Raw genomic sequence first — 26,261 nt, 5'->3', positions numbered from 1 at the left:
GGTGTCGGAGCGGAGGCGGGTGTCGGAGCGGAGGCGGGTGTCGGAGCGGAGGCGGGTGTCGGAGCGGAGGCGGGTGTCGGAGCCAGTGCAGCCGTCGGAGCGGGTGCGGCCGTCGGCGCCGGGGCGGGCATCGAAGCGGGGGCGGGCATCGAAGCGGGTGCGGCCGTCGAAGCCGGGGCGGGCGTCGAAGCGGACGCGGCCGTCGAAGCCGGAGCGGGCATCGAAGCGGACGCGGCCGTCGAAGCCGGGGCGGGCGTCGGAGCGGGGGCGGGTGTCGGCGTCGGGGTGGGCAGGTTCGGTGGGGTCGTGGGGTTCGTCGAGGTGGGCGTCGGGCGGGTCTCCGGCTCCGGGGCGGTGGTCCGGGTAGCGGGCGCCGGTTCCGTGGCCGGCGGGGGCAGGTACGGGCCGGGGTCGTCGGCGGGCGCCGGGAGTGCGGTCGCTCTCCGCACGGATACGGCGGGGGTCGTCCGGTCCGGATTCTGCTGGGGAGACATGGCCCTGCTGCTCCTGTCGTGGTCCGTCATGTGTCGATCGGGATGTGCCGGCGCCGGTGGTCTCAGCCGTGGCCGACCGGGCCGGCGCACCGGTCCGGCCAGCTGCCCCGGCCCGGGGCGAGGCGGTGGGCGAGGCTGTGGTCGAGACGGGCGAGTGCGGTGTCGTCGGCGTCCCCGAACACCGTCGCGGCCGTGCCGGCGTCGGGCAGTTGGCGCAGCAGCACCAGCGGGCCGCCCTCACCGTCGCGCACGTCGAGGACGCGGAAGGCGGTGCCGGGCGGGAAGACGACCTCGTTCCCCTCGTCCTCCTGCACCTGCCGCACCCGGCGTCCCGTGATCGACCAGATCGCGTACGCCACCCCGGGGATCGTCTCCCTACCGCCCGGGTCGAGCGACACGCCGCTCAACGGGGCGGGATCCCGCAGGAGTTGGCCCCGGCTCGGCCGCTCGTGACCGGCGTCCGCAGCGGCTCCGCGCAGCACGGCCCCCCGGTAGGAGGGCAGCCGCGCCAACCCGGACGCCAGACAGGCGGCATACGGTACGAGGCGCTCCTCGCCCGCGTGCAACGACCGCGCCAACTCCTCGTATCCCAGGCCGCCTTCGTCTCCGCCGCCCCGCACATACATGCGTACGGCGATCAGGTCGGCCCGTGCCGCCTCCTGTTCACCGCCGCGCAGCGCGGGCATCCCCGCCAGCACCCGGTTCACCGCCTCGCTGTGCCTGCCCCACACGCCATCCGCCAGCTTGAGGAAGGAGGTGCGCTCCAGCGCGGTGCTGCGGTGCCGTGGCGAGACCGGCACGGTGGGCAGCGGGCGCGGGGGCACCTGGGTCGGCTCGGCCTCCGGTGTTTCAGGTGTGGTGTCCGATGCGTTCGGTACGTCCGGGACGACGGCCGCGGTGGACGCCGTCCCGGAGACGAGCGACGTCCTCGGACGGGGCGCGGGGGCCGATGCCGCTGCCGGTACTGGTGTCGCGGTGACCCGCTCCGGGGTCGGGGTCGCAGCCGGAGTCGTGGTCGTCGGCGGACTCGGGCGGGAGGCCGCAGGCTCGGTGCCCGTGCGGAGCGCCGGTGTCGGGGGGCGGCGGAGTCCCGGGGCCGCGGGGCGTGAACCCCGTGCCGGCGCGGAGGCGAACCGGATAACGCTCAGACCCTGCTCGGCGGCGAGTGCCCGCAGGGCGCGACCGCCGTCCGGCGGGGTCGCGTGGACCTGGAGCGTGGCGCGGCTCCGGAGATCCGCCGAGAGGCCGGTGAGGACGCGGGCCAGCAGGGGCCACAGGGACGGGGTGAGGCGTTCCCCGGGGCGGCCCACCTCGACGACCGGGCCCTCACCGCTCACGGCTCGTGCGGCGAGCGGGACGGGGCCGTCGTCGTTCGGTCCCACCCACAGTCCGGCCCGGGTGACTCCGGCCCGCCACTCCTCGGAGAGCGCCACCTCGCCGTCCGCCGCGTCGTGGAAGTCCCGCAGCGGCGGGAACCAGCGCAGCAGCCGGGGCGGGGCGGGGTGCTCCGCGTCCCGTGCCGGAACGCACAGCACCGCGTCCACGAACGGCACCCAGCGCGGCGTACCGTCCGGTCCGGCCAGCACCGACCGGACGCCGTGCTCGCCCAGCGGGCCCTCGGCGGCGAACAGCGGAAGGCCGGTGGTGACCTCGATCTCCGCGTCGAGGGCGGACGCCAGCGACCGGGCGAGCGGCAGCAGGTCGCGCCGGCCGCCGGGGGCCAGCCGTACGCGTCCGCGCAGTTCGTCGGGCAGCGCCTTGAGCAGGCGGACGACGTCGTCCGCCGAGACGTCCTCGCCCCAGGGCACGCCGACGATCACCGCGGGGCGCCGGGGGTCGACCGGTACGGCGTGGAAGAGGTCGCCGCCGTCGGGTGCGGTGGCCTCGACCGGGCGGATCAGCAGTCCGGCCGGGATCTGGTGCACGACGCAGCCGGCCACGGCGGCGGCCGGTATCCCGCGCAGCGCGGGCTGCCAGACCGGGGCGGGGGTGCGCGGCCCGAGGAGTGCGGGGGCCCGGCCGGGGGCGAACCGCCACCAGCCGCCGTCGCCGGGCGGGACGAACAACGATCCGCCGGGGACCACCAGCACCGGTCCGTCGGGGGCCTCGACCTCCAGGCCCCGTTCCTCGGCCAGCCGCCGGGCGAAGGCGGGCCGGCCGGCGGTGTCCCGGCCGGCCCCGGCCATCACCAGCCGTAACGAGCGGATGCCGTCCTCCCGCAGGGAGTCGAGCAGTTCACCGAGGCGCGGCCACAGGGCTCCGGGGGTGTCGCCCTCGGCGCCCACGACGACGGTGACCGTGCCGTCGTGCGGGCGCAGGGTGCGCGAGAGATCGGCGACGTCGGCCGGGTGCAGGGTGTCGTCGGTGGCCCGTCGCAGCAGGAGGAGACCGTCGTGGTCCTCGACGAGCACCCGGGTCGCGGGGGCCCGCCCGGTGCTCTCCACCTGGTCCCGTTCCGCGGGCGACGGCGTCCGGCCGCCGCCGCCACGGCGCCGGGCGAAGGGCCCGGTGAAACGGCTCATCCGACGCCCTCCTCCTCTTCCTGATTCCTTCTGCAGTTGCTGGAGGTCGCGTGCATGCCGTTCTCTGGTGGTGAGGGTGTGACGAGAGTGATCTCGCTCAACGGAAGGGTATCGCCCCCCAGTTCGAGGAACCGCCGACCAAGCCGAGCCTGACCCGGAACTCGGGCAGATGCTGATCGGCGTGTGCGCGGACGACGGGAGATACGCGGTCCGTGCCGCTGCAGACCGGCACCGGGGAGATCGGCGGATCGCGGCTCCGGGCACGGCAGGGCGGGTGTGGCCCGTGGGTTCGCTGGCGTCGGGTGCGGATGAGCAGGCAGAGGAAGTACGGCGTGCCGATGGCCGCGGTCATCAGGCCGGCACCGAGTTGGGCCGGGGCGATCACGGTGCGGCCGAGGAGGTCGGCGGTGCAGACGAGGGCGGCGCCCAGGAGGACCGCGACCGGGACGACCCGGACGTGTCGGCGGCCGACCAGTGCGCGGGCCGCGTGCGGGGCGACCAGGCCGACGAAGCCGATGGTGCCCGCGGCGGCCACCGCGTTGGCGCTCAGCAGGACGCCGACGACCAGCAGCCCGAGCCGGGCGGTGGCGGGCCGCAGGCCGAGCAGTCTCGGGGTGTCGTCGTCGAAGCGAGACCAGGTCGAGTTCGGTGCGCCGGGCGACGGCGACGAGGACGCCCAGGGCGAGTGCCGCCGCGACGGGCGCGGTCGTCACCGCGGTCGCGCCCCATACAGTAAGGCTAGGCTAACCTAACTGCATGGCGAAGATCGACCGGCTCATGCCGCAGCAACCCAGGATGTTCCGTGCCCACGTCGTCCGCACGGAGCGGGTGTCCCCCTCCATGCACCGGGTGACCGTCACCGGGACGGACCTCGCCGAGTTCCCCTGGCTGGGCTACGACCACTGGTTCCGGCTCTTCCTCCAGCTCCCCCACCAAAGCAGCCTGCGACTGCCGGAGTTCACCGGTTCCCGGTGGTGGCAGCCCTACCTGGCCATTCCGGAGGAGGAGCGCCCGCACTGCGCCAACTACACGGTGGCCGGCTTCCGTCCCGAGGCGGCGGAGATGGACATCGACTTCGTCGTCCACCGCGGCCCCACGGGTGAGATCGAGGGCAGGGCGGCGATCTGGGCCTGCGCCGCCCGCCCCGGCGACGCGCTCGCCGTGCTGGACCAAGGCCTGCTGTTCGACTGCCCCCGGGACGCCTCCGAGGTCATCGTCGTCGCCGACGAGACCGGACTGCCCGCCACCATGGGCATCCTGCGCTCCCTGCCTCGCCGCGCCGTGGGCCGGCTCATCCAGGAAGTACCCACCGCCGCCGACCGGCGCCCGCTCGACGCACCGGCCGGCATGTCGATCACCTGGGTCGTCCGGGAAGACAGCAAGGCGGTGCCCGGCACCGCCGCGCTCGCCGAACTCCGCCGGCTCGCCCGGGCGGACGCGGCGGGCTACGCCTTCGTCGTCGGCGAGTCCCACCTCGCCACCGAGGGGCGCAGGCATCTGCACCGGACCGGCCTGTCGAAGAACCGCATCACCTTCTCGGGCTTCTGGCGCCACGAGCCGGCACCGGCGGCCTGAGGCACCGGCACCGGCACCGGAGCGTCCCCCCGGCGGCGGTCACACGACCAGCACCGGCCGCCGGCCCGGGGCGACCTCCGACCCAGGGCGGCCTGCGGTCAGTCCTCACGGGTGACGGGCGCCTGCCCAACGGCGACGACGGCATCGATCAGACCGGTGGCCGCCTCGAACTCCTCGGCCGTGACCGCGTACAGCGCCGGGTCACTGGGTGACCAGCAGCGCCTCACGCGTCGCGCTCACCTGCTCGTCCCGCAGGCCGGCACGGATCCCCGACCGGGTCGTCGAGGCCGGGCGGCGAAAGCCTGCGCAGCGAAACGGCCGGTTCAGGCCACACCTCCAGGAGTCCCTTGAGGACGGAACGGCCCAGCACTACGTTGAAATAAACCCTCCGATTTAATCCCCTCCGATTCAGTCCCCCCTTCACGGAGAGGTCAGATGAGCCAGAACGGCCAGATGAGCCAGAACGACCCCGTCGTCCGCCTGCCTCTGCCCACCGACGGTCCGCTGGACCCGCCGCCGGAGTGGGCAAACCTGCGCGCCCGGTGCCCGGTGGCCACCGTCGAACTCCCCAGCGGCGACACCGGCACCCTGCTCACCCGTTACGACCACGTCAGAGCACTCCTCTCCGATCCCCGCTTCGCCCGCCCCACCCCGGAGGACGACAGCGCCCGGATCGCCCCCGACGACGCCGGCGGCGTCTCGACCAGCAACAGCTCCTCGCTCTCCCTCCCCACCAAGGGCGAGGGCCACCAGCGGTGGCGGCGGCACGTGGGCCGGTACTTCACCGCCAAACGCGTCACGGCCCTGCGCCCCGGGATGACCCGCACCGCCGAGACCCTCGTCGCCGCCATGGTCGCCGGCGGCCCGCCCGCCGACCTCAAGGCGGCCCTCGGCTTCCCGCTCCCGGTCTACGTCATCTGCGACCTCCTCGGCGCCCCCGTCGAGGACCGCGACCGCTTCTCCTACTGGTCCGACGCCTTCCTCAACGTCGACCGCTACACCAGGGAAGAGACCGGCGCGGCCCACGCCGACTTCCTCACCTACATGGCGGAACTGGTCTCGGCCAAACGCGCCGAACCCGGCGAGGACATCATCAGCACGCTGATCGAGGAGAGCCGCGAGGAGGGCGAGGGAGGGCTCACCGATCCCGAACTCCGCGACACCGGTATGGCGTTGCTCGTCGCCGGGCACGAGACCACCGCCAACATGATCGGCAAGATGGTCGCCACGCTGCTGGCGGACCGCCGCCGCTGGGAGCGGCTGCTCGCCGACCCCGCCCTGGTGCGCACCGCCGTCGACGAGGTGCTGCGCACCGACGCCAACCTCGGCGGCTACGGCGTACGGCGTTATCTGACCGAGGACTTCGAGGTCGACGGCACCGTAGTCCCGGGCGGCACCACCGTGTTCTGCGGTCTGTCCGCCGCCAACCGCGACGAGCGGGCCTTCGCCGACCCCGACGAGCTGGACCTCACCCGCAGCCCCAACCCCCATCTCGCCTTCGGTGCGGGCGCCCACTCCTGCCTCGGCCAGTCCCTCGCCCGCACCGAACTCCAGGTCACCCTGGAAGTCCTGCTGCGCACCCTGCCGGGCCTCGAACTGGCCGTACCGGTCGAGGAGTTGCGGAAGGTCGAGGGCCTCACCGTGGGCGGGCTGCGGGAGGTGCCCGTCCGATGGTGAACCGCTCCGAGAAGGGACCGGCCATGAAGGTCACCGTGGACCAGGACAGGTGCTGCGGCGCCGGGAACTGCGTCCTGACCGCGCCGGAGGTCTTCGACCAGCGGGACGAGGACGGCATCGTCGTCCTGCTCGACCCCACCCCCGCCGAGGACCACCACACCGCCGTCCGGGACGCGGCGGCGGTCTGCCCGGCCGCCGCGATCGCACTCGGCGCCGGCTGACCCAACGAATCCATAACTGCTCTTTTCCGTAAGGACAGTTGCCCACCAAATCCCGTCCCGTGCGCCACACTGCGTACGAGGGGTGTCGGCGTACGGTCGGGAGGATTCATGGCCGGGTGGAGACCAGCCCTGGCCGTCGCGGCGGGGGCGCTGCTGATGGCGGGGTGCACGGACGGACCGGACAGCGAGCCCGAGGCGAAGAAGACCCCTGGGAAGAGCGCCGGCGCCTCACCCACCGCCTCGCCGTCGCCGGTCGCCGAGCCGTACACGCTCGCGGAGGACCGGGCGCCGGACACCCGGGCCGAGGCCGTCGCCTTCGTGCGTGAACTCGACGTGCGCCCCGACTACTTCGGCACCGGCTACCGCAAACGCGTCCCCTTCGAGAGCGACCCGGCCGAGTGGGCCGTACTCGGTACGGACTGTCTGTGGCGGCGCGAGGCCCTGCCGGACACCGTACTGGCCAGCCTCACCCGGGCGTTCGAGCTGCCGGAGCGGGGCGGCAAGGGGCCGGTGTACGTGTCGCTGACCGTCACCGTGCACGAGAACGCGCTGGCGGCGCGGCGTGACATGGCCGGGGCGCTGGAGTCGGCGCTGCGCTGCCCCGAGCAGCAACTGAACGCCACGGACCAGGTACGCGACCTGTACTCCCGGCTCGACGTGTTCGCCGACGGGCGGTCCGCGATCGGCGAGGACGACCTCACCGAGACCGGGGCGTGGATCGACGGCGGCGGAGGGGGGAAGGCGCATCCCTTCGACTGGTTCAAGTTCCGGGTCGGGCCGGTCACAGTCGCCGCGACCACGCGGCACGGCGCGGGCCGCAGCGAGGAGGAGGACGACACCGTCACCACCGACACGGCCCAGGGAGTGAGCCTCGTCGCCGCCGAGATCGACCGCCGGGGCAAGGCCACCGAGATGAAGGGGGCCTCCGGTGAGTGAACCGCTGCGGTCGTCCGACCCGTCCCGTATCGCGGGGTTCCGGCTGCTGCGGCGGCTCGGCGCGGGAGGCATGGGCGTCGTCTATCTCGGGCGCACCGAATCGGGGGCGCTCGCGGCGGTCAAGGTGATCCGCGGGGAGAGCGCCGGTGACGAGGACTTCCGGGCCCGGTTCGCTCGGGAGGTGGACCTGGCCCGGCGGGTGGAGAGCCCCTGGGTGGTGCCCGTCCTGGACGCGGACGCCGAGGCCGGTGAGCCGTGGCTGGCCACCGCGTTCGTCCCCGGGCCGTCTGTCGCCGAGGCGGTCGCCGCGCACGGTCCGCTCCCGGCGCGTGCCGTGGGCGTCCTCGGCGGGTGGCTGGCCGAGGCGCTGGACGCCGTTCACACGGCGGGGCTCGTCCACCGGGACGTCAAGCCGGGCAACGTCCTGCTCGCTCCGGACGGGCCGCGGCTGATCGACTTCGGTATCGCGCGCGCCGCCGACGACACGGCGCTCACCGCGTCCGGCATGGTGGTCGGCACCCCCGGCTTCCTCGCCCCGGAGCAGGCCCGGGGAAGGCCTGCCGAGCCCGCGAGCGATGTCTTCGCGCTGGGCTGTGTGCTGGCGTACGCGTCGACCGGCACCCCTCCGTTCGGCACCGGGACACCGGATGCCTTGTTGTACCGCACCGTCCACGACGAGCCGGAACTCGGCGGCACGGAAGGCGAGTTGCGGACGCTGGTCGAGCGCTGTCTGGCCAAGGAGCCCGACGCGCGGCCCACCGCCGACGAGGTCCGGCGGCTGCTCGCCGAGGACGCCGTGGCGGCCCCCGGCGACTGGCTCCCCGACCCCGTCGCCCGGATGGTCGCCGCACGCGCCGCCGAGGGCCTCGCCCTGCCCGACATCGAGCCCACCGTCGTGGACGAGCAGGCGGACGCCCCCGCCCGGCACCCGGCACGCCGTCGTCTGCTGCTCGCCGGGGGCGCCCTGCTGCTCGCGGGCGGCGGGACCGGGGCGGCGGTCTGGGCGTCGCGGGACGACGAGAAGCCGTCCAAGAGCGGCGGGCGTCCGGTGTACGTCCTCGGGGTGCACACGACCTCGGACCCGGCCGACGCCGCCGTCAGCCGCGCCTCCGAACGCGCCGCCCGGCTCGCCGTCGCCCAGCACAACGCCGCGCCGAAGCGGGCCTACGACCTGACGGTGCAGGTCCGCGCCGACCGGGGCGACGAGGCGAGCGCCCAGGAGGTGGCCCGCGCGTTCACCGCCGACCGGGACGTCGTCGCCGTGCTGGGACCGGTGGCCGAGGTCCCGATGCGGGCGGCAGCGGGCGTCTACGGCGCCGCGGGGCTGACCCATGTGTCCAGCAGCACCGGCCAGCAGGACTACTTCGTCGTGTCGAAGAACGTCTCGTTCCAGACCGGCGCCGCCCACGCCGCGCTCGGCGGCTGGATCGCTCTCCACGCGTTCGTGAGCGGACAGGTGGTGCGGGCCGGCGTCGTGATCGACCAGGACGGGGGCGCGGCCATGCAGGACCAGGGCAGCCTGCTGGTCCGCGACTGGCGCGACGCCCTCGGCGCCGAGGTAGTCCCCCGCGTCGTCGCGGCGGGGACGGGCGACGGTCCGAAGGCGGTCCGTGAACTCCTCGCCGCCGAGGTCGGGGCGATGGCGTACCTGGGCCCGCTGGACGCCACCGTCCGCACGGCCCGGGCGCTGGCCGCGGCCGGCTTCACCGGGCCGCGCTGGATGCAGCACCAGCTGTACGGCTCGGACTTCCCGGCGCGGGCGGGCGCCGCCGGCGAGGGGTGGTTCGTGGTCACGGCGGCCGTGGACCCGTCCGTACTGACGACAAAACGGGCCAAGGACTTCACCGCGGCGTGGCGGGCCCGCTACGGATCCGCTCCGGAGCCGTACGCGACGGAGGCGTACGACAGTGTGCGGATGCTGCTCGCCGAGTTCGCCCGCACGGTCCCGGCGGGGGCCCGCCGACGGCCGGTGCGGTCCGCCCTCGCCGGGCGGCTGGCGAAGGCGAAGTACGAGGGCGTCGTCCGGACGTACACGTTCGGCGATTTCCACCAGTACGACCCCAGCGGGAAGGCCTGGGCGGACACCACCTTCGTCCACGTGGTGCGCGGCGGGCGCTTCCGGCAGCTGGGATCGCTCGGCGACCTGAACCGGGCGGCTCGGGCCGGTGCGTGACGGCACGGCGGCCGGAGGCGGGTGAGATGGAGCGGCTGCTGCCCTCCGATCCGTCCGTGATCGGCGGTCACCGGCTCGCGGGGCGGCTCGGCGCGGGCGGTATGGGTGTCGTCTATCTGGCGCGTTCGCCGCACGGCGCGTGGTGCGCGCTGAAGGTGATCCGCGCCGAGTACGCCGACGACCCCGGCTTCCGCGCGCGTTTCCGCCGCGAGGCGGAGCTGGCCGCGCGGCTCACCGGGCGGTGGACCGTGCCGGTGGTCGCGGCCGACGCCGAGGCCCCCTCCCCGTGGCTGGCCACGGCCTATGTGCCGGGACCGTCCCTCGCCGAGGCCGTGGCGCTGCACGGCCCCTGGCCCGAGGCCCAGTTGCGCGGCCTGGGCACCGCGCTGGCCGAGGCGCTGGAGGGGGTGCACGCGGCCGGTCTGGTCCACCGGGACGTCAAGCCGGCGAACGTGCTGCTGGCCGTGGACGGGCCGCGTCTGATCGACTTCGGGATCGCGCGGGCCGTGGGCGCGACCGCGCTGACCACGGACGGCACCGTCGTGGGCTCCCCCGGCTATCTCTCGCCCGAGCAGGCCCGCGGGCACACCGTGGGTCCGCCCAGCGACGTCTTCTCGCTGGGCTGCGTCCTCGCCCACACGGCCACCGGCCGGCCCGCGTTCGGCACCGGCGGCGCGGCGGCGGTGCTGTACCGGACCGTGCGGGAGGAGCCGGACCTGGACGGCGTACCGGAGGGCCTCGACGGGATCGTCCGGCGGTGTCTGGCGAAGGAACCCGAGCGGCGCCCGAGCACACGTGAACTCCGGGACGCGCTTGGTGAGTTCGCCGTGGAGGGGTGGTTGCCCGAGGGGCTGCCGGCCCTGGTCGCCGTGCGGGCCGCACGCGTCCTCGACCTGCCCGTGCCCGACCCCACCGTGATCGCCGGGCCCTCCCCCGTGGACGCGCCGCCTTCGCCCGTCCGGCGGCGCCTGCTCGTCGCGGGGGCCGCGCTCGGTGTCACCGCGGCGGCGGGGGCGGGGGCGTGGTGGCGGTGGGGGCGGCCCGGTGGGGCCGCGGGCACCGGTTCCGCCCGGCGGTCCCGCCAGGTGGTCGCCCTGCTGGGCAGCCCCGACGACCCGTTCTTCGCCGACCACGAGCGCGGCGCCCGGCTCGCCGTCGAACAGCACGGCGAGGACGCCCGGCGCGCCTTCGACCTGGTGCTGCGCACGGCCGACGACGGCGGTACGGCGGCGGGCTCCGCGAAGGCCGCGGCCCGGCTGGCCGCCGACCCGGACGTGTCCGTGGTGATCGCCGCGGGCGGGAACACGACGGTGCCCGCCGCCGTGCCCCCGTGCACGACGGCCCGGCTGACCGTGCTGATCACCCGTGCCGACACCGATGACCTCAACGCCGTCAACACCACCACCGCGCTCGTGCTGCGCGCCACCCGGACCATCGGCCCGCACGCGGTACTGCGCTATCTCAACCGGGCCGTGCAACCCGCCCGCACGGTGGTCGTGCACGATCTGGCCACGGAGGTGGAGAGCCTGGCCACGGTCCGCATCACCACCGTGCACGGCAAGCTAGACAGCGAGACGGCGGTGGAGGAGGTCGCCGCGGACGAGGACTTCACCGGGGCCGCGCGCCGCATCGCCGCCCGCCCCGCCGACGCCGTCCTGTTCGCCGGGGTGCGCCCCGACCGCGCCGCCGCCTGCGCCCGCGCGTTGCGCGACGCGGGCCACCGGGGCGCCCGGGTCGCGGGCGAACACGTCCTCGACGGGCCCTTCCTCACCGACGGCGAGGGCTGGCGGATCGGCACGAGCTACACCGACGCGAGCGCCGACTCCCGTACGAAGGCGTTCGCCGGCGCGTTCCGCGCGCGCCACGGACGCGCCCCCGGCCCCTGGGCGGCCGAGGCGTACGACGCCGTACGGTTCGCCGCCCACGGCCTCGCCTCCGTCGGCGACGACGGCCGCAGCGCCCTGCGCTCGGAGCTCCTGCGCCGCCCCTGGCAGGGCATCACCCGCCTGGTGAGCTTCGACGCCACCTCGCAGTACTTCCAGGTCGGCGACGACAGCGGCGGCTTCCTGTTCCAGGTGACCGGCGGCGCCGCCCGCTTCGTGTGCCGCTCCGACGACATCGCCAGGAAGCGGTGAGGGTTTCCTCGCGGTGAGGGTTTCCTCAGGGCAACGGCACGTCGGCCGTGGCGCCGGCGCGGGCTCCGGCGTGCGACCAGTACACGGCGGTGGCCGCGGTCGCGGTGGTGACCGCCGCCAGCCGGTCGTAGTCGAGTGTCGCCGGGGTGTCCGTCGGCTGGTGATAGTGCGGATTGCGGAAGTTGGCGCTGTCGGTCAGCATCAGCGCCGGGATCCGCCGGTCCCAGAACGCGCCGTGGTCGCTGCGGCCGAGGTTGTTCAGCGGCGGCACCGCCAGTCCGGCGAGCGCGCCGAGCGGACCGTCCGGGCGGGGGTCGCACAGCGCGAGGCTCGGCAGCGCGGGAGTGGACCGCGCCGCCGCCCGCCGCCAGAACTCGGCCGCCCCGCGCGAGGACCGCCGGTGCACCACGAGGGCGAAGTCGCCGCGGTGCCGCGCGGCACGGACCCGGTCGGCCACGTCGCGGAAGAGCAGCCCGAAACCGGCCGGCAACGCCTGGGTGTCCGGCCCGTCGGCGTAGTAACCGACCGACTCCACACAGATCATGCCCTCGATCCGACGGGCCGCGCTCAGCTCCCTGGCCGCGGCCCGGGCGCCGACCAGCCCGATCTCCTCCATGTCGAACAGGACGAGCGTGACGTCCGGCGGGACCGGCAGTCTCCCGAGCAGCCGGGCGGCCTCCAGGACGACCGCCACCCCGGAGGCGTTGTCGTCCGCGCCCGGACTCGCGTCGACGGTGTCCAGATGGGCGCCCAGGACGACCCGGGGGCCGGCCGCCGCGCCCGGGAGTTCGGCGACGATGTTGGCGCCCCGCAGTTCGGGATACAGCCGTACGCGTAGGGGCAGCGGGGTCGTTCCCCGGTGGTCGGTGACCCCGAACTGCCAGCGGCGGACGAAGGGGCGGCTCTCCGCGTGCCAGCCCGCCGCACGGAGTTCGTCCTTCACATACGCCTCGGCCCGGGCCATCGCCTCGGGCGCCCGCCGCCGGCTGCGCGGCTCGCCGGCCAGCGTCGTCACGTCCCGCAGCAGCCGCCCCGGATCGGCCTGCGCGCCCAGCGTTCTGACGAGTGCGACGTAGTCCGTGCTCATGGCCCTTGCTCTCCGTCGGTACCGACCGTTCACGATCGAGCCAGGAGCGTAACCCGGGTTTGTGCAAACCGAGTTGTTCAGTTCTCCTCAGTATTCCGTCAGTACTCCTCAGTTCTCCGTCAGTACTCCTCAGTTCTCCGCGAGCAGGACGAAGTCCGCGTTCGCCGGGTCGAGGCAGACCGCGAGCCGGCCCACGCCCTCCGCGTTCTCCGGGCCCATCTGCACGCTGCCGCCGTTCTCGGTGACCTGGGCGACGGCGGCGTCGCAGTCGGTGACCGCGAAGACCGGGTGCCAGTAGGGGCGCCCGTCCGTCAGGGAGAGGTCCTTCGGGGTGAGCTCCATGAGGCCGCCGTGCATACGGTCCTCGGGAAGCCCGGCGGGGGTCATGAGGGTGTATGTCGCCCCGCCGCCGGGGAGCGGCATGTCGCCGAACTGCCAGCCGAAGAGACCGCCGTAGAACTCCTTCGCGGCCGTCGCGTCGCTCGTGTACAGCTCGGTCCAGCACAGCGAGCCCGGTTTGTCCATCAGCTCGACGCCCGGGCTCTTCCCCGGCTGCCAGACCGCGAACTGGCCGCCCAACGGGTCGCTGTACTGCGCCATACGGCCCCAGTCGTCGAGGTCCAGCGGCGCCACCCGCACCGTGCCGCCCGCTCGCTCCACGGCCCGGGTCGTGGCGTCCGCGTCGGTGACGCTGTAGTAGATCATCCAGGCCGGGCGCGCGCCCTCCTCTGTGAGTCTGCCGAGTCCCGCGACGATCTTGCCGTCCTTCCGGAACATGCCGCCTTCCATCTCCTCGCTCTCGCCCATGGACTCGTAGTCCCAGCCGAGGACCGCGCCGTAGAAGACCGCGGCGGCCGGGACGTCCGGAACACCGAGGTCGAGCATGCAGGGAGAGCCTGGAGCGAAGTCAGTGGTGATCATGGCGATGCCCTTTCGCGATCCGGTGTCCCTCCAGCCTGGCACCGAGCCCCGGCCTGCGCTTCTCGGGCCATCGCGCCGACCAGGGGCGGGTGTCCCGGCTGCGGCCCGCACGGGGTCGGCCGACAATGAGGGGGCGGGGCCGTGCGGGCGGTCCGCCCGAGAGGAACGTGCTCATGCGCGCTGAGTCTTCGCCGGCCGCGGCGTACGAGTGCGTCCCGGACCCACGAGACCCGTCGGCGCCCCGGCAGCTCGGCCTGGCCGACGGTCCGGCCCTCGGGTACGCCCTGGCGGCGCGTGCGACGCGGGGCAGGGGCCGGCCGTGAAGGGCGGGGCAGAGCGGGCCGAGATCCTGTGCCGTTCGCTGCGGGTGACCCTGGCGGCGTCCGCGGGCTTCTACGGCTTCCTTTACGGGCTCGACGAACCGGTCCTGGCGCTGTACGCGCTGTTCGCGCCCATCGCTCTCGGGCTGCTGTCCTCGGTCCCGGGGTCCGGGCGGCAGCGGGCCGCGGTGATGCTGAAGGCGCTGCCGGTGGGTCTGGTGCTGGTGACGCTGGGGACCGTGCTGGCGGTACGGACCTGGGCGGCGGTGCTCGGGATGCTCGCCGTCGGCTTCCTCCTGGCCTTCGCGGCCGTCGCGGGCCCCCGGCCGGCCGGGGCGGCGCCGGGACTCCAGCTCTTCTACATCCTGGCCTGCTTCCCGCCCTACGCACCTCAGACGCTGGGGCTGCGGCTGGCGGGGCTCGCCGTGGGCGTGGTGCTGCTGGCGCTGTGCGAGGTGCTCCTGCTGCCACGGCCCAGGGGTGAGACGTACCGGCGCAGCCTCGCGACGGCCGTGGCGACGGCGGGCGACACCCTCGCCGGGCGTGCCGTCCTGCCGCCCGAGGTGCTGCGCGCGGCGGGGGCGCGGCTGCGGCTGTCCGAGGTGCCGTCCGCCGAGCGCCCCGCGGGGCCGGGCCGCGCGGTCCGCGGCCTCTCCCAGGCGGGTTCGGCGGCCCGCCGACTGCTCGAACAACTGGCCCGCCTGAGCGAGGCAGGGCACCTCGGGGCCCCCGCCGATACGGCGTCCCGGTGGCTGCTTCCCCGGATCGTGGCCCTGTGCGACGACACCGTCTCCCGGCTGCGGACGGGCCGGGCCGCACCGGGTCCGCAGCACATGGACGAGGCGATCGACGCCTTCCAGGGGATGCGCGTAGGGCAGACGTCGGTACAGGCGTCGGTGCTGCGGCGGCAGGGCGCGCTGCTGGCCGTCGCCGAGTCGGTGCGGATTCTGGAGATCTCCGTACGGGTCGCCCTCGACGGGCGGCGTACCGGGCCGATCGAGCCGCGCGAGCTGTTCTGGTACACGGAGGCGTCCACGTCCCGGCTGTGGCTGCGCCGGATCGTCGGCAACATGACGTTCCGCTCGGTGCAGTTCCACAACGCCGTCCGGATCGCCCTGGCCCTCGGCGCGGCACGGCTGGTCGCCGGTTCGCTCGAGCTGACCCACGGGTTCTGGGTACTGCTGGCGGTGCTGACCCTGAGCAGGACCACCGTCGGGCAGACCTGGGCGGCGATCCGCGAGGCGGTGGCCGGCACTCTCGTCGGTGCCGTGACGGCGGGCGCCCTGCTCGTCGCGGTCGGGCACCACACCGAGGTCGACGCCGCGCTCCTCGCGCCGGGCATGCTGGCCGCCTTCGCGCTCGGGCCGCTGCTCGGCATCGCCTGGGCGCAGGGGCTGTTCACGCTGGTCGTGGCCACCGCGTTCGCCCAGATCGCCCCGGCCTCCTGGCAGTTGGCGGAGGCGCGGATCGTGGACGTGGTGACCGGCAGCGTCATCGGTCTGCTGTGCGCGATGCTCGCCTGGCCGGCCGGTGCCCGCCGGGAGGTGCGCCGGACGATGGCGGGGCTGCTGCGCGCGTGCGGGCCGCTGATCAACGGCACGGCCGAGGTGCTGACGGCCGTGCCGCCGGGATCGGTGTCTCCCCCGCCGACGTTCCCCGCGCTGCACCGGCTGCGGCTGGCCGAGTCGGCCTACGCCCAGTTCCGCAGCGAGCCGGCCGCCGGCGCGGCCGTGAGCGCGGACTGGCACGGTCTGCTCATCTCGGCCCACCAGGTGCTGCTCGGCGCCCAGTCGCTGCCCCGCTTCGACCTGCCCGCGAGCGCCCTGCCGCCGGACGTCGTGGAACGCGCCCGGGCCGATGCCCGGGCGGCGGCCGCGACCGCCGACCGGCTGGCCGCCCTGTGCCTCGGGGAGCGGCCACCGCCGGACCGCCCGCCCACGGAACCCGTACGGCCGCCCGCGCCGCCCCTGCCGCCGCTGCCGCCCCTGCCGCCCCTGCCGCTGATCGACCTGGAGGTGTGGCTGGCGAGCCTGACCGCCCAGCTCTCCCGCGTCGAGGCGAGCCTGCCCGGGGCAGCCGATGAAGGGGGGCGTTCGTCATGACGTTGCTGCCGCCAGGGCGCGCAGTGTGCCGCGGACCTCGTCGGAGTCCAGGATGTCCCGGATCGCGCGGTGCAGGAGCCGTGGTCCCCTTCCCAGCGTGGGCGGTGCCGCCAGGTCCACGGCCTGTGCGGCCACCACGGCCTCCACGGCGAGCAGTTGGCGCTGCCGGAGAAGCATGGCGTGGGCCTGGCCCCAGTCGTCGACGACGATCTTGTCCATCCCTTGTTCTCCGCAGAGGTCCCGGCCTTCAGGCAGGGCAGGAATGCGATCCTCGGCCCCGAGGCGCGAAGCGCCGGAGATCACTGTGTCTTCGGGGTGACGGTCAGGCTGGGCGCTTCTGGTTGTCGATGTAGTCCTTGACGGTGCTCAGCGGTGCTCCGCCGCAGGACCCCGCGAAGTAGGACGCGGACCAGAACACGGACCCCGACAAACACCAAGTGCACGTGAAGGTTGAAAACGACATGATTTCCCCTCCGGATCAACCGAACCCAACCAGAAGGGGTGGGCTGTGGTTCACGCCCCTGGTCTACGAGTACGCGAGCACGGTCGCCAAGGAGTGGCTGACCGGCGCGGGCCTCGCGAGCTGGGCGGCGATCAAAATCGGTCAGAACAAGTCGGTTCGGTGCCGCTAGTTGTCCGCCTCAGTCTCGATATTGACGGAAAGCGGCACCGCTCCGTAAGATCACACGTGGCATTGAGTGTCATCGAGAGGACAGGTATGCGGCACAGCGGCTACCCCGGTTCCTCCATCGTGGTCACGGCGTCGTTCTCCGGATTCTCGCGCCGCCACATCGACCTCCAGCGCATCACCAGCTGTCTCTGTAACAGCTGATCTTCTCTCCCCCTGCTTTTCTCCCAGTCCGGCAGACGTTCTCTGCGGGCTTCCTCAGGGCTGCCGTCGGCCACGCCGACGCGCCCTTCCCCTTCATCACCTTCCTCACGCATCGCCATGCTCGGCACGCCGTACGTGCGCGCTGAAAGATGCCCTCGGAGCAGGAGAACCCATTCCGTGAGAGCGCGTACGGATTCCCGATCGACCCCTCTGACCGCCATAGCCGCACTCGTGACGAGCGGCGTCCTGCTGACCTCCTGCTCGTCGGGCGACAACGGCAGTTCGAGCAGCGGCGGCGGGCAGCCCAGGGCCGGCGGCACCCTGACCTTCGCGGTGGGTTCCGACGCCGGCTGCGTCGACCCGCAGCAGGTGGCCAGCAACGACACCATCTACTCGCTGCGTCAGGTCGTCGACTCCCTGACCGACCAGGACCCCAAGACCGGCAAGATCGTGCCCTGGCTGGCGAAGAGCTGGGACATCAGCGCGGACACCACGGCCTTCACCTTCCATCTGCGGTCGGGAGTCACCTTCAGCGACGGCAGCGCGCTGACCGCCCAGGTGGTCAAGGACAACTTCGACGCGGTGCCGAAGCTCGGCGCGCTCGGCCAGTTGGCGCAGGGCTATCTGAGCGGCGTGGAGTCCACCACCGTGGTCGACCCGCTCACGGTCCGGGTGAAGTTCAAGCAGGCCAACGCGCAGTTCCTCCAGGCGACCGCGACCCACTCGCTGGGCATCGAGTCCTCGGCGAGCGTGAAGAAGAACCCGCAGGACAAGTGCAGCCAGGGCGTGGTCGGTTCCGGGCCGTTCGTGCTGAAGCAGTATGTGCAGAACCAGTCGATCACCCTCGCCAAGCGGGCCAAGTACGCCTGGGGTTCCTCGCTGTGGAGCAAGAAGGGCGAGGCGTACCTGGACAGGCTGGTGTTCAAGGTGGTGCCCGAGGCCGGGGTGCGCACCGGCAGCCTGCAGTCCGGCCAGGTCGACGCGATCAGCAGCGTCGGCAAGGCCAACGAGGCGGCTCTCAAGGGCGGCCAGGTGAACCTTCAGCAACGGGCCAATCCCGGCGTGGTGTTCAACCTGGGGCTGAACAACTCCCGTCCGGCACTGAAGGATGTGAAGGTGCGTCAGGCGATCGAGTTCGCCATCGACCGGCAGCAGATCGTCGACGCGGTCTTCCCGACCGGCACCAAGCCGGCGACCAGCATCCTGGCGCACACGACCCCCGACTACACGGACCTGAGCCAGGACCTGACCACCGACGTGGCGAAGGCCAAGTCCCTGCTGGACTCGGCCGGTTGGAAGGCGGGCGGCGACGGCGTCCGGACCAAGGACGGCAAGAAGCTGAGCCTGACCGTCAAGTGGTTCCCCAACTCGGCCACCAACCAGCCCGCGTTGGAGCTGATCCAGCAGCAGCTCAAGGCCGTGGGTGTCGAGGTGAAGCTTCAGCAGGTGCAGATCACCCAGTTCGCCACGACGCTGCAGTCCGGTGACTTCGACGCGGTGTGGGGCAACCTGACCCGTGCCGACCCCGACATCCTGCGCAGCCAGTACTCCACCCAGCTGGCCAACTTCTATCACCTGCCGGCCGGCGATCTGGACGCCCCGCTGAACCAGCAGGCGGCGACGACCGACACGGCCCAGCGCAAGCAACTGGTCGAGCAGGCACAGCGGTTGATCGTGCAGAACGCGTACGTCGTGCCCGTGGTGGAGCTCCAGACGCAGCTGGGCGTGTCGAAGAAGGTGCACGACCTGGACTTCGACGCCTCCAGCCGGATCCAGCTGCACGACACCTGGATCGGCTGACGCATGCGCCGCTATGTGATCACACGTCTCGCGCAGGCGGTCGGCGTGCTGTGGGCGGCCTACACGGTGACGTTCCTCGTGCTGGACTTCCTGCCCGGCGATCCGGTCTCGGCGATGGCCGGCGCCGGCGCGGACACCGGGCAGGTCGATCCGGCGCAACTCGCGGCCCTCCGCCACCAGTACGGCTTCGACAAGCCGGTCCTGGCGCAGTACGCCGACTACCTCGGCCGCGCGGTACGCGGGGACTTCGGTGACTCCGTCTCCACCGGCCGGCCGGTGACCGAGACCCTGGCCGACGCACTGCCCCAGACGCTGCAACTGACGGGGGCGGCCCTGCTGCTCGCGGTGCTCCTCGGCGGCGGCCTGGCGGTGCTGGCGACCTACACCACGCGGCGGTGGCTGCGGCAGCTGCTGCTGTCGCTGCCCCCGCTGGGGGTGTCGGTGCCGACGTTCTGGGTCGGACTGCTGCTCGTCGAGGTGTTCTCCTTCCGGGCCCGGCTGTTCCCCGCCTTCGGCAACGACGGACTGAAGGGCCTGGTGCTGCCGGCACTGACGCTGGCGATCCCGACCGGCGCCCTGGTCGCGCAGGTGCTGGCCAAGAGCCTGTTCACGGCGCTGGACCAGGCCTATGTGGAGACCGCCCGCGCCAAGGGTGCCGGCCGGTGGCGTATCCATCTCCGGCACGCGCTGCGCAACGCGTCGTTGCCGGCGCTGACGATCGTCGGTCTGCTGGCCGGGCAGCTGATCGCCGGTTCGGTGGTCGTCGAGACGGTGTTCTCCCGCGACGGCCTGGGCCGGGTGACGGCCGCCGCGGTCACCGTCCAGGACATCCCGCTGGTCCAGGGCGTGGTGGTGTTCGGGGCGCTGATCTTCGTGACGGCCAATCTGATCGTCGACCTCGTCTATCCGCTGCTCGACCCGCGGATCGTGGTGGCCTCGGCCAGGAAGGTGAAGGTGAGTCCCGCATGAGCCAGACCCTCGCCGACGGCGTCTCCGCCGACGCCGTGCCCGGCCCGGCCCGGCCGGCCGACGAACCGGGGGCCGGTCCGGTGCCGGGGCGTGGCGCCGGACCGCGGCGGTTGCTGTCGTTCCTCGTGCGCCGCCCCGGCCTTGTCGCCTCGGTGCTCGTGCTGGTCCTGGTGGTGCTGGCCGCCTTCTGGCCGGGGCTGTTCACCTCCCAGGACCCGCTGAAGGGGGTGCCGTCGGAGAACTTCCGTGGGCCGAGCGGCGCGCACTGGTTCGGCACCGACGAGCTGGGGCGGGATGTGTTCTCCCGGGTGGTGCACGGCGCGCAGCTGTCGTTGAAGGCGACGCTGATCGCGGTGGTGGTCGCCTTCGTGGTCGGCGGTCTGATCGGTCTGGTCGCCGGGTTCGTGGGCCGCTGGGTCGAGGACGTGCTGATGCGTTTCGTCGACGTACTGCTGTCGATCCCGGCGCTGTTCCTGTCCCTGGCCCTGGTCACCGCGCTGGGCTACGGCACGGTGAAGGTCGCCGTCGCGGTCGGCATCGCCAGCGTCGCCGGCTTCGCCCGGGTGACGCGCGCGGAGGTGCTGCGGGTGCGCCAGGCGGTCTATGTGGAAGCGGCCCGCTCGTGCGGGGCCCGCTGGTACTCGGTGCTCGGCCGGCATGTGCTGCCGGGCGCGGCGGGACCGGTGATCGTGCTGGCCACCCTCGACTTCGGTGCCGCGATCCTGGCCGTGTCGTCGCTGAGCTTCCTCGGCTACGGGGCGCCACCGCCGGCGCCGGAATGGGGCACGTTGATCTCCGACGGACGCAACTACATGGCCAACGCCTGGTGGCTCACCGCGCTGCCGGGACTGGCCATCGCCGCGACGGGGCTGGCCACCAACCGCATCGCCCGGGCACTCGACGGCGAATGGGCCGGCCGGCGATGACCGACCCCACGACGAACGCGGCCGCGGCCGGGACGGACGAGACCGTGACGAAGGAAGCAGCACTGCTGGAGGTACGCGGCCTGACCGTGTCGTACCGCACCCGCGGCACCACCGTACGGGCCGTGCGAGGCGTGGACCTCGACGTGTGGCCGGGCCAGGTGACCGCGGTGGTCGGCGAGTCCGGCTCCGGCAAGAGCACGACCGCGCACGCCGTCATCCGGCTGCTGGCGGCGGGCGGCCGGATCGACGCCGGCACGGTCCGCTTCGGCCGGCACGACCTCACCGCGCTGACGGAACGCGAACTGCGCGCCGTACGCGGCACGGGGATCGGCCTGGTCCCGCAGGACCCGACGGTGTCGCTCAACCCGGTCAAACGCATCGGTGAGCAGGTCGCCGAGGTGCTGCGCATCCACCGGCTGGCCACCCGCCGTACCGCGTGGGCGCGGGCGGTCGGCATCCTGGACCGGGCCGGGCTGCCCGACGCCGCCGCCCGCGCCCGGCAGTACCCGCACGAACTGTCCGGCGGGATGCGGCAGCGGGCCCTGATCGCGACGGCCATCGCCGGGGAACCGCGGCTGATCATCGCCGACGAGCCGACCAGTGCCCTGGACGTCACCGTGCAGAAGGTGATCCTCGATCATCTCCAGCATCTCACCGAGGAGTCGGGCACGGCGGTCCTGCTGGTGACCCACGACCTCGGCGTCGCGGCCGACCGGGCGCAGCGGATCGTGGTCATGTCCGAGGGCCGGGTCGTCGAGGCCGGTCCGACCCGCGACATCCTCGACAACCCGCAACACGACTACACCCGAAGGCTGTTGGCCAGCGCCCCCAGCCTCACCACGGCCCGCCCCCGGGCCACGGTGGCCGCGCCCGCCGACCCCGGGGCGAGGCCGCTGGTCGAAGTCCGCAGCCTGGTCAAGGAGTTCAAGCTCCCTGCCGCCGAGGGCTCGGCCCGCACCCTCCGCGCGGTCGACGACGTCAGCTTCACCCTCCACCGCGGCCGGACCCTGGCTCTGGTCGGCGAGTCCGGCTCCGGGAAGTCCACCACCGCCCGCCTGGTGCTGCGGCTGACCGACCCGACCGCCGGGCAGGTCCTGTTCGACGGCGACGACGTGACGACCGCCCGCGGGGCCCAGGCCAGGCAGCTGCGCCGACGGGCCCAGCTCGTCTACCAGAACCCGTACGCCTCGCTGGACCCCCGCTTCTCCATCGGCGAGGTGATCACCGAGCCGCTGCGCGCCTTCAAGGTCGGCGACCGCGCCTCCCGGACGGACCGGGCCCGCGACCTGCTCGACCGGGTGGCGCTGCCCGCCTCGATGCTCGACCGCCGCCCGGCGGAACTGTCCGGCGGTCAGCGCCAGCGTGTCGCGATCGCCCGGGCCCTCGCCCTCTCCCCCGACCTGGTCGTCTGCGACGAACCGGTGTCCGCGCTCGACGTGTCCGTCCAGGCCCAGGTCCTCGACCTGCTCGCCGAACTGCAGGCCGACATCGGGGTGGCGTACCTCTTCATCTCGCACGACCTGGCCGTCGTACGCCAGATCGCGCACCAGGTCGCCGTCATGCGGGCGGGCCGGATCGTCGAGACGGGCGCCGTCGAGGACCTGTTCACCCGCCCCGCCCACACCTACACCCGTGAACTGCTCGCGGCGATCCCCGGCGGCCTCCACGCGTCGGCCGCCACCGGGCCGCAGGAAACCAAGGAGCACGCATGACCGTTCAGGACACACCCGCAGACCTGCACGCGTTCACCATCGGCTGGGAGGAGTGGCACACCCGGCAGGAAGGACGGCTCGCCGCTCCGCACGGCTTCCTGGCGATCACCGGTCTGCACTGGCTCGGAGAGGAGCCGCAGCGCTTCCCGGACGCCCCCGGCGCCTGGACGACCGGCGCCGAGGGGGTCGTCGTGGTCCTCGACGAGGGCGAGGAACTGGTCGTCGACGGCGCGCCCGTCCGGGGCGAGTACCGCTTCGGGGTGCTCCCGGAGCGCGGCGGGGTGAACGCGGTGTGGGGCGACGCGGTGATCGAGGTGGCCAAGCGGGGCGGCCACGACATCGTCCGCCCCCGCCACCCGGACGCCCCGCTGCGGACCGCGTTCACCGGAACGCCGGCCTACCCGCCGCATCCCCGCTGGGCGGTCACCGGCCGCTACACGCCCTTCGACGCGCCGCGGCCGACGACCGTCGGCGCGGCGGTCGAGGGCCTCGAGCATGTGTACGACGCACCGGGCCGGATCGAATTCGAGCTGGACGGGCGGGAGTTGGCGCTGACCGCGTTCCCCGGGCACTCCCCCGGCAGCCTGCTGGTGCTGTTCACCGACGCGACCTCCGGCGTCACCACCTACGCCGCCAACCGCGCACTCGCGCTCGAACCGCCCGCCGCCGACGGCACGGTCGTCCTGGACTTCAACCGGGCGACGAACCTGCCCTGCGCCTACACCGACCTGGCCACCTGCCCGCTGCCGCCGGCGGAGAACAGGCTGCCCGTGGCGATCGAGGCCGGGGAGCGGATCCCCCGCGAGCGAGGCGGGGCATGAGCACGCCCACAATCGGTTCACTGGCCTTTCTCACGCCGGGCAACTTCGCCGACGACGACCCGTACCCCGGCCTGGAGGAGACCCTCCAGCTGTTCGAGTACGGCGAACGGCTCGGCTACGACGGCGCCTGGATCCGGCAACGTCATCTCGAACACGGCGTCGGCTCGGCCGCCGTGTTCCTCGCCGCGGCCGGCCAGCGCACCGAGCGGGTCGAGCTCGGCACCGCGGTCATCCCGATCGGCTACGAGAGCCCGTTCCGGCTCGCCGAGGACCTGTCGCTGGCCGATGTGCTCTCCCGCGGCCGGCTCCAGGCCGGGTTCAGCACCGGCATGCCCCACGCCGAACTCCTCGGCGACCTGGTGCACGACGGCGACTGGCGCGGCTTCGACCTCTCCTACGGCAGGATCGCCCGCGTCGTCGACCATCTGCGCGGCGACTACCTCGGCGGCCCTGACACGGTGATCCAGTCGCCGGGCAACACCCAGCGGCCCCGGCTGCAACCGCACAACCCCGGCCTGGTGGACCGGATCTGGTACGGCGCGGGCAGCCGGCGCTCCGCCCGGTGGGCCGGGGAGCAGGGCCTGAACCTGCTGACGGGCAACATCGTCGCCGGCGAGGGCACCGACGACTTCACCACCGCCCAGCTCCACCTGCTCGCCGAGTACCGGCACGCCCTCGCCGAGGGCCGGACGGCGACCCGGGTGGCCCTGGGGCGGGTGATCGTCCCCTTCGACAGCGCCGACGCGAGCACCCGGGCCCGCTACCGGGAGTACGCGGCGAGCCGGCACGCGCGCACCCTGGCACCGCAGGGACCCAAGCGGACCCTGTTCGCCCCGGACGTGGTCGGCACCGCCGAGCAGATCCTGGAGCAGCTGACGGCGGATCCGGCGGTCGCCGCCGTGCCGGAGCTGCGCCTCGAACTGCCCTACGAGTTCCGGCGCGCCGACTACGAACAGATCCTGCACGACGTACGGCATCTGATCGCGCCCGAGCTGGGCTGGCGGCCGCGGGCGGCACAGCTGCACGGGGCGGGCCGGTGAGCCCGGTCCGGCTGGAGATCCACTCGCGCGAGCCGTTCGCCGGCGGTCACCGCTTCACCGGCACCGGGGCGTACGAGGTGATCACCGCGACGGCGCACTACGCGGTCGATCCCGACGCGCCGGCCCACCGTAGTGTCGTCGACCTCGGGCTCGCGCCGCGCGACAGTACCGGCCTGGTCCGGTTCTCCGGGGACGTGGAGATCCTCCGGCCGGTCGACGGCGGGCGGCGGCGGCTGTTCTTCGACTGGGGCAACCGGGGCAACAAACGGGCCGTCCAGTACTTCTGCGACGCCTCGCACACCAACCGTCCGCGCACCCTCGCCGACGCCGGCAACGGCTATCTGATGCGGCGCGGATACACGGTCGTCTTCGGCGCCTGGCAGGGCGACCTGCTGCCCGGAGACGGCCGGCTGCTGCTCGACCTCCCGGTGGCGACGCGGGGCGGGCAGCCCGTACGGGGCCTGACCACGGCCGAGTTCATCGTGCAGGAGCCCACCGCGTCGCTCCCGCTGTCCCGCTGGGCGAACACCCGCTCCTCGCCGGTGAGCGAGGCCGGTGAGCGCACCGCCCGGCTCACCCGGCGGCGCTATCCGTACAGCCCGCCGGAGGAAGTGCCGCGTACCGCCTGGCGGTTCGCCCGGGTCCAGGGCGGCGGGCGGGACGTGCAGGGCCAGGCCCTCGCCGTCGTGCCGAGCCGGGGCGATCTGTACGTCGAGGGCGGGCTGCGGCCCGGCTGGATCCACGAACTCACCTACGAGGCCGAGGCGCCGCTCGTCCTCGGCCTCGGCCTCGTCGCCGTCCGGGACCTGGTCGGGCATCTGCGCCACGACCCGTCGGAGCCGGCCGGCCCGGTCGAGTACGCCTACGGCTGGGGGCGTTCGCAGACCGGCCGGGCCATCCGCGACTTCGTCCACCACGGCTTCAACGAGGACCTCGACGGCCGACGCGTGTTCGACGGGCTGCTCCCGCACGTCTCCGGTGCGGGCCGGCTGGACACCGGACGGTTCGCCAACCTGACCGTCCCGGGCGGTCAGCAGTACGAGGACCACCTCAACCCGGCCGACACCTTCCCGTTCGCCTACGCCGAGTCGGTGGACCATCTGACCGGAGCCCGGGACGCGGTCATGAAGCGGGCCAGTGACCCCAAGGTGCTGCACACCCAGACCTCGACGGAGTACTGGCAGCGCCGCGGCTCACTGACGCACACCACGACCGACGGCCGTGACCTGGGCTTTCCGCCCAACGTGCGCGGCTATCTCTGGTCGTCGAGCCCGCATGTCGCCGATCCGGTGCCGGCGCCGCCGACGAAGGGGGTCTGCAACCACCTCTCGAACGTCGTCGCCACCTCGGCCCTGTTCCGGGCCGTCCTCGACGCGCTCGACGCCTGGGTGAGCGAGGGCGTGGAGCCGCCGCCGAGCGCGGTGCCCACCGTCGCCGACGGCACCCTGGTGACCATGGCGGAGTGGTCACGGCGGTTCCCCGCGGTGCCGTCGGCCCTACGGCCCCACGGACCGAGCGAGCTGCCCTTCGTGGACCGTACGCGCGTGCCGCCGGTGCCCGATCCCACGCGCCGGTACACGGTGCTGGTGCCGGCCGTCGACGCCGACGGCAACGAGACGGCGGGCGTCCGCGCCCCCATGGTGGCCGCTCCGCTCGGGACCCACACCGGGTGGAACACCCGTGCCCGCGGCCAGGGCCACGGCGCGCTGCACGAGTTCAGCGGGAGCACGCTGCCGTTCGCCGCCACCGAGGACGAGCGGCTGATCACCGGCGATCCACGCCCGAGCGTGCGGGAGCGTTACGGCGACTCGGCGGGCTACGTCGCCGCGATCAGGGCCGCGGCCGAGGATCTCGTGGCCGGGCGGCTGCTGCTCGACGAGGACGTGGAGCGCGCGGTGCGGGCGGCGGCCGACTGGTCGGCTCCCCGCCACCACGTCGACCTCGCCTGAACCGGACGCGCGACACGGCCGCCCGACCACGCCGGTCACGGCCTTGCCG

At 73.7% G+C, this 26,261-nt stretch carries 22 protein-coding genes and 2 pseudogenes; 17 read left to right on the top strand and 7 right to left on the bottom strand.

Annotated elements, in window-relative coordinates:
* Positions 1 to 556 precede the first annotated feature (556 nt).
* Entirely contained in the window at positions 557 to 3,016 is a 2,460-nt protein-coding gene (locus ACFPIH_RS53210; protein WP_381168887.1) for a hypothetical protein, read from the bottom strand.
* Positions 3,017 to 3,311: 295 nt separating this feature from the next.
* Positions 3,312 to 3,717, bottom strand: a pseudogene (locus ACFPIH_RS53205) (iron chelate uptake ABC transporter family permease subunit); the annotation flags it as partial.
* 55 nt (positions 3,718 to 3,772) lie between these two features.
* Here ACFPIH_RS53205 and ACFPIH_RS53200 point away from each other — a divergent pair.
* Positions 3,773 to 4,591 carry a siderophore-interacting protein gene (locus ACFPIH_RS53200; RefSeq protein WP_381168889.1) on the top strand — a complete coding sequence of 273 codons (819 nt, stop codon included), beginning with the start codon at positions 3,773 to 3,775 and terminating at the stop codon, positions 4,589 to 4,591.
* A gap of 98 nt (positions 4,592 to 4,689) precedes the next feature.
* Here ACFPIH_RS53200 and ACFPIH_RS53195 read toward each other — a convergent pair whose 3' ends face one another.
* A complete protein-coding gene (locus ACFPIH_RS53195; protein ID WP_381168891.1) occupies positions 4,690 to 4,818 on the bottom strand; it encodes a hypothetical protein in 129 nt (42 codons plus the stop codon).
* A gap of 226 nt (positions 4,819 to 5,044) precedes the next feature.
* On the opposite strand from ACFPIH_RS53195, the gene ACFPIH_RS53190 reads away from it, so the two are divergent.
* The 5 genes from ACFPIH_RS53190 (at position 5,045) to ACFPIH_RS53170 (ending at position 11,733) form a co-directional block, all read left to right on the top strand.
* Complete coding sequence (locus ACFPIH_RS53190; RefSeq protein WP_381169206.1) at positions 5,045 to 6,268, top strand: cytochrome P450; 1,224 nt, start codon at positions 5,045 to 5,047, stop codon at positions 6,266 to 6,268.
* A gap of 23 nt (positions 6,269 to 6,291) precedes the next feature.
* Positions 6,292 to 6,489, top strand: coding sequence for a ferredoxin (locus tag ACFPIH_RS53185; protein ID WP_381169208.1), 198 nt, complete (start codon positions 6,292 to 6,294; stop codon positions 6,487 to 6,489).
* Between the two features lie 108 nt (positions 6,490 to 6,597).
* Positions 6,598 to 7,425 (top strand): hypothetical protein, encoded by an 828-nt coding sequence (locus tag ACFPIH_RS53180; RefSeq protein ID WP_381168893.1) that lies wholly within the window; start codon positions 6,598 to 6,600, stop codon positions 7,423 to 7,425.
* A complete protein-coding gene (locus ACFPIH_RS53175; RefSeq protein ID WP_381168894.1) occupies positions 7,418 to 9,598 on the top strand; it encodes a bifunctional serine/threonine-protein kinase/ABC transporter substrate-binding protein in 2,181 nt (726 codons plus the stop codon). The genes ACFPIH_RS53180 and ACFPIH_RS53175 overlap by 8 nt, the downstream gene beginning before the upstream one ends.
* A gap of 26 nt (positions 9,599 to 9,624) precedes the next feature.
* Entirely contained in the window at positions 9,625 to 11,733 is a 2,109-nt protein-coding gene (locus tag ACFPIH_RS53170) for a protein kinase domain-containing protein (RefSeq protein ID WP_417801389.1), read from the top strand.
* 25 nt (positions 11,734 to 11,758) lie between these two features.
* Here ACFPIH_RS53170 and ACFPIH_RS53165 read toward each other — a convergent pair whose 3' ends face one another.
* Both ACFPIH_RS53165 and ACFPIH_RS53160 read right to left on the bottom strand, forming a co-directional pair.
* Positions 11,759 to 12,820, bottom strand: a complete 1,062-nt coding sequence (locus ACFPIH_RS53165; RefSeq protein WP_381168898.1) for a M28 family peptidase — start codon at positions 12,818 to 12,820, stop codon at positions 11,759 to 11,761.
* Positions 12,821 to 12,949: 129 nt separating this feature from the next.
* The gene (locus ACFPIH_RS53160; protein ID WP_381168900.1) at positions 12,950 to 13,741 is read right to left on the bottom strand and encodes a VOC family protein; all 792 of its coding nucleotides are present in this window, start codon (positions 13,739 to 13,741) and stop codon (positions 12,950 to 12,952) included.
* 173 nt (positions 13,742 to 13,914) lie between these two features.
* Between ACFPIH_RS53160 and ACFPIH_RS53155 the strand changes: the two genes are divergently transcribed.
* Positions 13,915 to 14,064, top strand: a complete 150-nt coding sequence (locus tag ACFPIH_RS53155; RefSeq protein WP_381168902.1) for a hypothetical protein — start codon at positions 13,915 to 13,917, stop codon at positions 14,062 to 14,064.
* Positions 14,061 to 16,163 carry an FUSC family protein gene (locus ACFPIH_RS53150; RefSeq protein ID WP_381168904.1) on the top strand — a complete coding sequence of 701 codons (2,103 nt, stop codon included), beginning with the start codon at positions 14,061 to 14,063 and terminating at the stop codon, positions 16,161 to 16,163. Before ACFPIH_RS53155 ends, ACFPIH_RS53150 begins: the two co-directional genes overlap by 4 nt.
* Here the strand turns inward: ACFPIH_RS53150 and ACFPIH_RS53145 are convergent.
* Both ACFPIH_RS53145 and ACFPIH_RS53140 read right to left on the bottom strand, forming a co-directional pair.
* Entirely contained in the window at positions 16,158 to 16,382 is a 225-nt protein-coding gene (locus ACFPIH_RS53145) for a hypothetical protein (RefSeq protein WP_381168906.1), read from the bottom strand. The two genes, ACFPIH_RS53150 and ACFPIH_RS53145, sit on opposite strands and share 6 nt — an antisense overlap.
* 103 nt (positions 16,383 to 16,485) lie before the next feature.
* A pseudogene (locus tag ACFPIH_RS53140) lies at positions 16,486 to 16,590 on the bottom strand (transposase); the annotation flags it as partial.
* A gap of 16 nt (positions 16,591 to 16,606) precedes the next feature.
* Here ACFPIH_RS53140 and ACFPIH_RS53135 point away from each other — a divergent pair.
* The 9 genes from ACFPIH_RS53135 (at position 16,607) to ACFPIH_RS53095 (ending at position 26,212) form a co-directional block, all read left to right on the top strand.
* Entirely contained in the window at positions 16,607 to 16,795 is a 189-nt protein-coding gene (locus tag ACFPIH_RS53135) for a hypothetical protein (protein WP_381168908.1), read from the top strand.
* Between the two features lie 86 nt (positions 16,796 to 16,881).
* Entirely contained in the window at positions 16,882 to 16,995 is a 114-nt protein-coding gene (locus ACFPIH_RS53130; RefSeq protein ID WP_381168910.1) for a putative leader peptide, read from the top strand.
* Positions 16,996 to 17,172: 177 nt separating this feature from the next.
* Entirely contained in the window at positions 17,173 to 18,795 is a 1,623-nt protein-coding gene (locus ACFPIH_RS53125; protein ID WP_381168911.1) for an ABC transporter substrate-binding protein, read from the top strand.
* Positions 18,796 to 18,798: 3 nt separating this feature from the next.
* Positions 18,799 to 19,764: an ABC transporter permease gene (locus ACFPIH_RS53120; RefSeq protein ID WP_381168913.1), complete on the top strand. Its 966-nt coding sequence runs from the start codon at positions 18,799 to 18,801 to the stop codon at positions 19,762 to 19,764.
* Positions 19,761 to 20,690, top strand: a complete 930-nt coding sequence (locus ACFPIH_RS53115) for an ABC transporter permease (RefSeq protein WP_381168915.1) — start codon at positions 19,761 to 19,763, stop codon at positions 20,688 to 20,690. The genes ACFPIH_RS53120 and ACFPIH_RS53115 overlap by 4 nt, the downstream gene beginning before the upstream one ends.
* Complete coding sequence (locus tag ACFPIH_RS53110) at positions 20,687 to 22,402, top strand: dipeptide ABC transporter ATP-binding protein (RefSeq protein ID WP_381168917.1); 1,716 nt, start codon at positions 20,687 to 20,689, stop codon at positions 22,400 to 22,402. The genes ACFPIH_RS53115 and ACFPIH_RS53110 overlap by 4 nt, the downstream gene beginning before the upstream one ends.
* Positions 22,399 to 23,223 carry a DUF1684 domain-containing protein gene (locus ACFPIH_RS53105; RefSeq protein WP_381168919.1) on the top strand — a complete coding sequence of 275 codons (825 nt, stop codon included), beginning with the start codon at positions 22,399 to 22,401 and terminating at the stop codon, positions 23,221 to 23,223. Before ACFPIH_RS53110 ends, ACFPIH_RS53105 begins: the two co-directional genes overlap by 4 nt.
* Positions 23,220 to 24,263 (top strand): LLM class flavin-dependent oxidoreductase, encoded by a 1,044-nt coding sequence (locus ACFPIH_RS53100; protein ID WP_381168921.1) that lies wholly within the window; start codon positions 23,220 to 23,222, stop codon positions 24,261 to 24,263. Before ACFPIH_RS53105 ends, ACFPIH_RS53100 begins: the two co-directional genes overlap by 4 nt.
* Entirely contained in the window at positions 24,260 to 26,212 is a 1,953-nt protein-coding gene (locus tag ACFPIH_RS53095) for an alpha/beta hydrolase domain-containing protein (protein ID WP_381168923.1), read from the top strand. Before ACFPIH_RS53100 ends, ACFPIH_RS53095 begins: the two co-directional genes overlap by 4 nt.
* Positions 26,213 to 26,261: the final 49 nt, after the last annotated feature.

This window comes from Streptomyces vulcanius (genome assembly GCF_042653945.1).
Taxonomy (GTDB): domain Bacteria; phylum Actinomycetota; class Actinomycetes; order Streptomycetales; family Streptomycetaceae; genus Streptomyces; species Streptomyces mangrovi.
Note: the sequence above shows the minus strand (reverse complement) of the source record. Positions and strands in the feature narration are given on the sequence as shown.

Coding starts and splice junctions, on each gene's coding strand:
- ACFPIH_RS53210 (WP_381168887.1), bottom strand. CDS start 3,016: ATGAGCCGTTTCACCGGGCCCTTCGCCCGGCGCCGTGGCGGCGGCGGC.
- ACFPIH_RS53200 (WP_381168889.1), top strand. CDS start 3,773: ATGGCGAAGATCGACCGGCTCATGCCGCAGCAACCCAGGATGTTCCGT.
- ACFPIH_RS53190 (WP_381169206.1), top strand. CDS start 5,045: ATGAGCCAGAACGACCCCGTCGTCCGCCTGCCTCTGCCCACCGACGGT.
- ACFPIH_RS53185 (WP_381169208.1), top strand. CDS start 6,292: ATGAAGGTCACCGTGGACCAGGACAGGTGCTGCGGCGCCGGGAACTGC.
- ACFPIH_RS53180 (WP_381168893.1), top strand. CDS start 6,598: ATGGCCGGGTGGAGACCAGCCCTGGCCGTCGCGGCGGGGGCGCTGCTG.
- ACFPIH_RS53170 (WP_417801389.1), top strand. CDS start 9,625: ATGGAGCGGCTGCTGCCCTCCGATCCGTCCGTGATCGGCGGTCACCGG.
- ACFPIH_RS53165 (WP_381168898.1), bottom strand. CDS start 12,820: ATGAGCACGGACTACGTCGCACTCGTCAGAACGCTGGGCGCGCAGGCC.
- ACFPIH_RS53160 (WP_381168900.1), bottom strand. CDS start 13,741: ATGATCACCACTGACTTCGCTCCAGGCTCTCCCTGCATGCTCGACCTC.
- ACFPIH_RS53155 (WP_381168902.1), top strand. CDS start 13,915: ATGCGCGCTGAGTCTTCGCCGGCCGCGGCGTACGAGTGCGTCCCGGAC.
- ACFPIH_RS53145 (WP_381168906.1), bottom strand. CDS start 16,382: ATGGACAAGATCGTCGTCGACGACTGGGGCCAGGCCCACGCCATGCTT.
- ACFPIH_RS53130 (WP_381168910.1), top strand. CDS start 16,882: ATGCGGCACAGCGGCTACCCCGGTTCCTCCATCGTGGTCACGGCGTCG.
- ACFPIH_RS53120 (WP_381168913.1), top strand. CDS start 18,799: ATGCGCCGCTATGTGATCACACGTCTCGCGCAGGCGGTCGGCGTGCTG.
- ACFPIH_RS53115 (WP_381168915.1), top strand. CDS start 19,761: ATGAGCCAGACCCTCGCCGACGGCGTCTCCGCCGACGCCGTGCCCGGC.
- ACFPIH_RS53110 (WP_381168917.1), top strand. CDS start 20,687: ATGACCGACCCCACGACGAACGCGGCCGCGGCCGGGACGGACGAGACC.
- ACFPIH_RS53105 (WP_381168919.1), top strand. CDS start 22,399: ATGACCGTTCAGGACACACCCGCAGACCTGCACGCGTTCACCATCGGC.
- ACFPIH_RS53100 (WP_381168921.1), top strand. CDS start 23,220: ATGAGCACGCCCACAATCGGTTCACTGGCCTTTCTCACGCCGGGCAAC.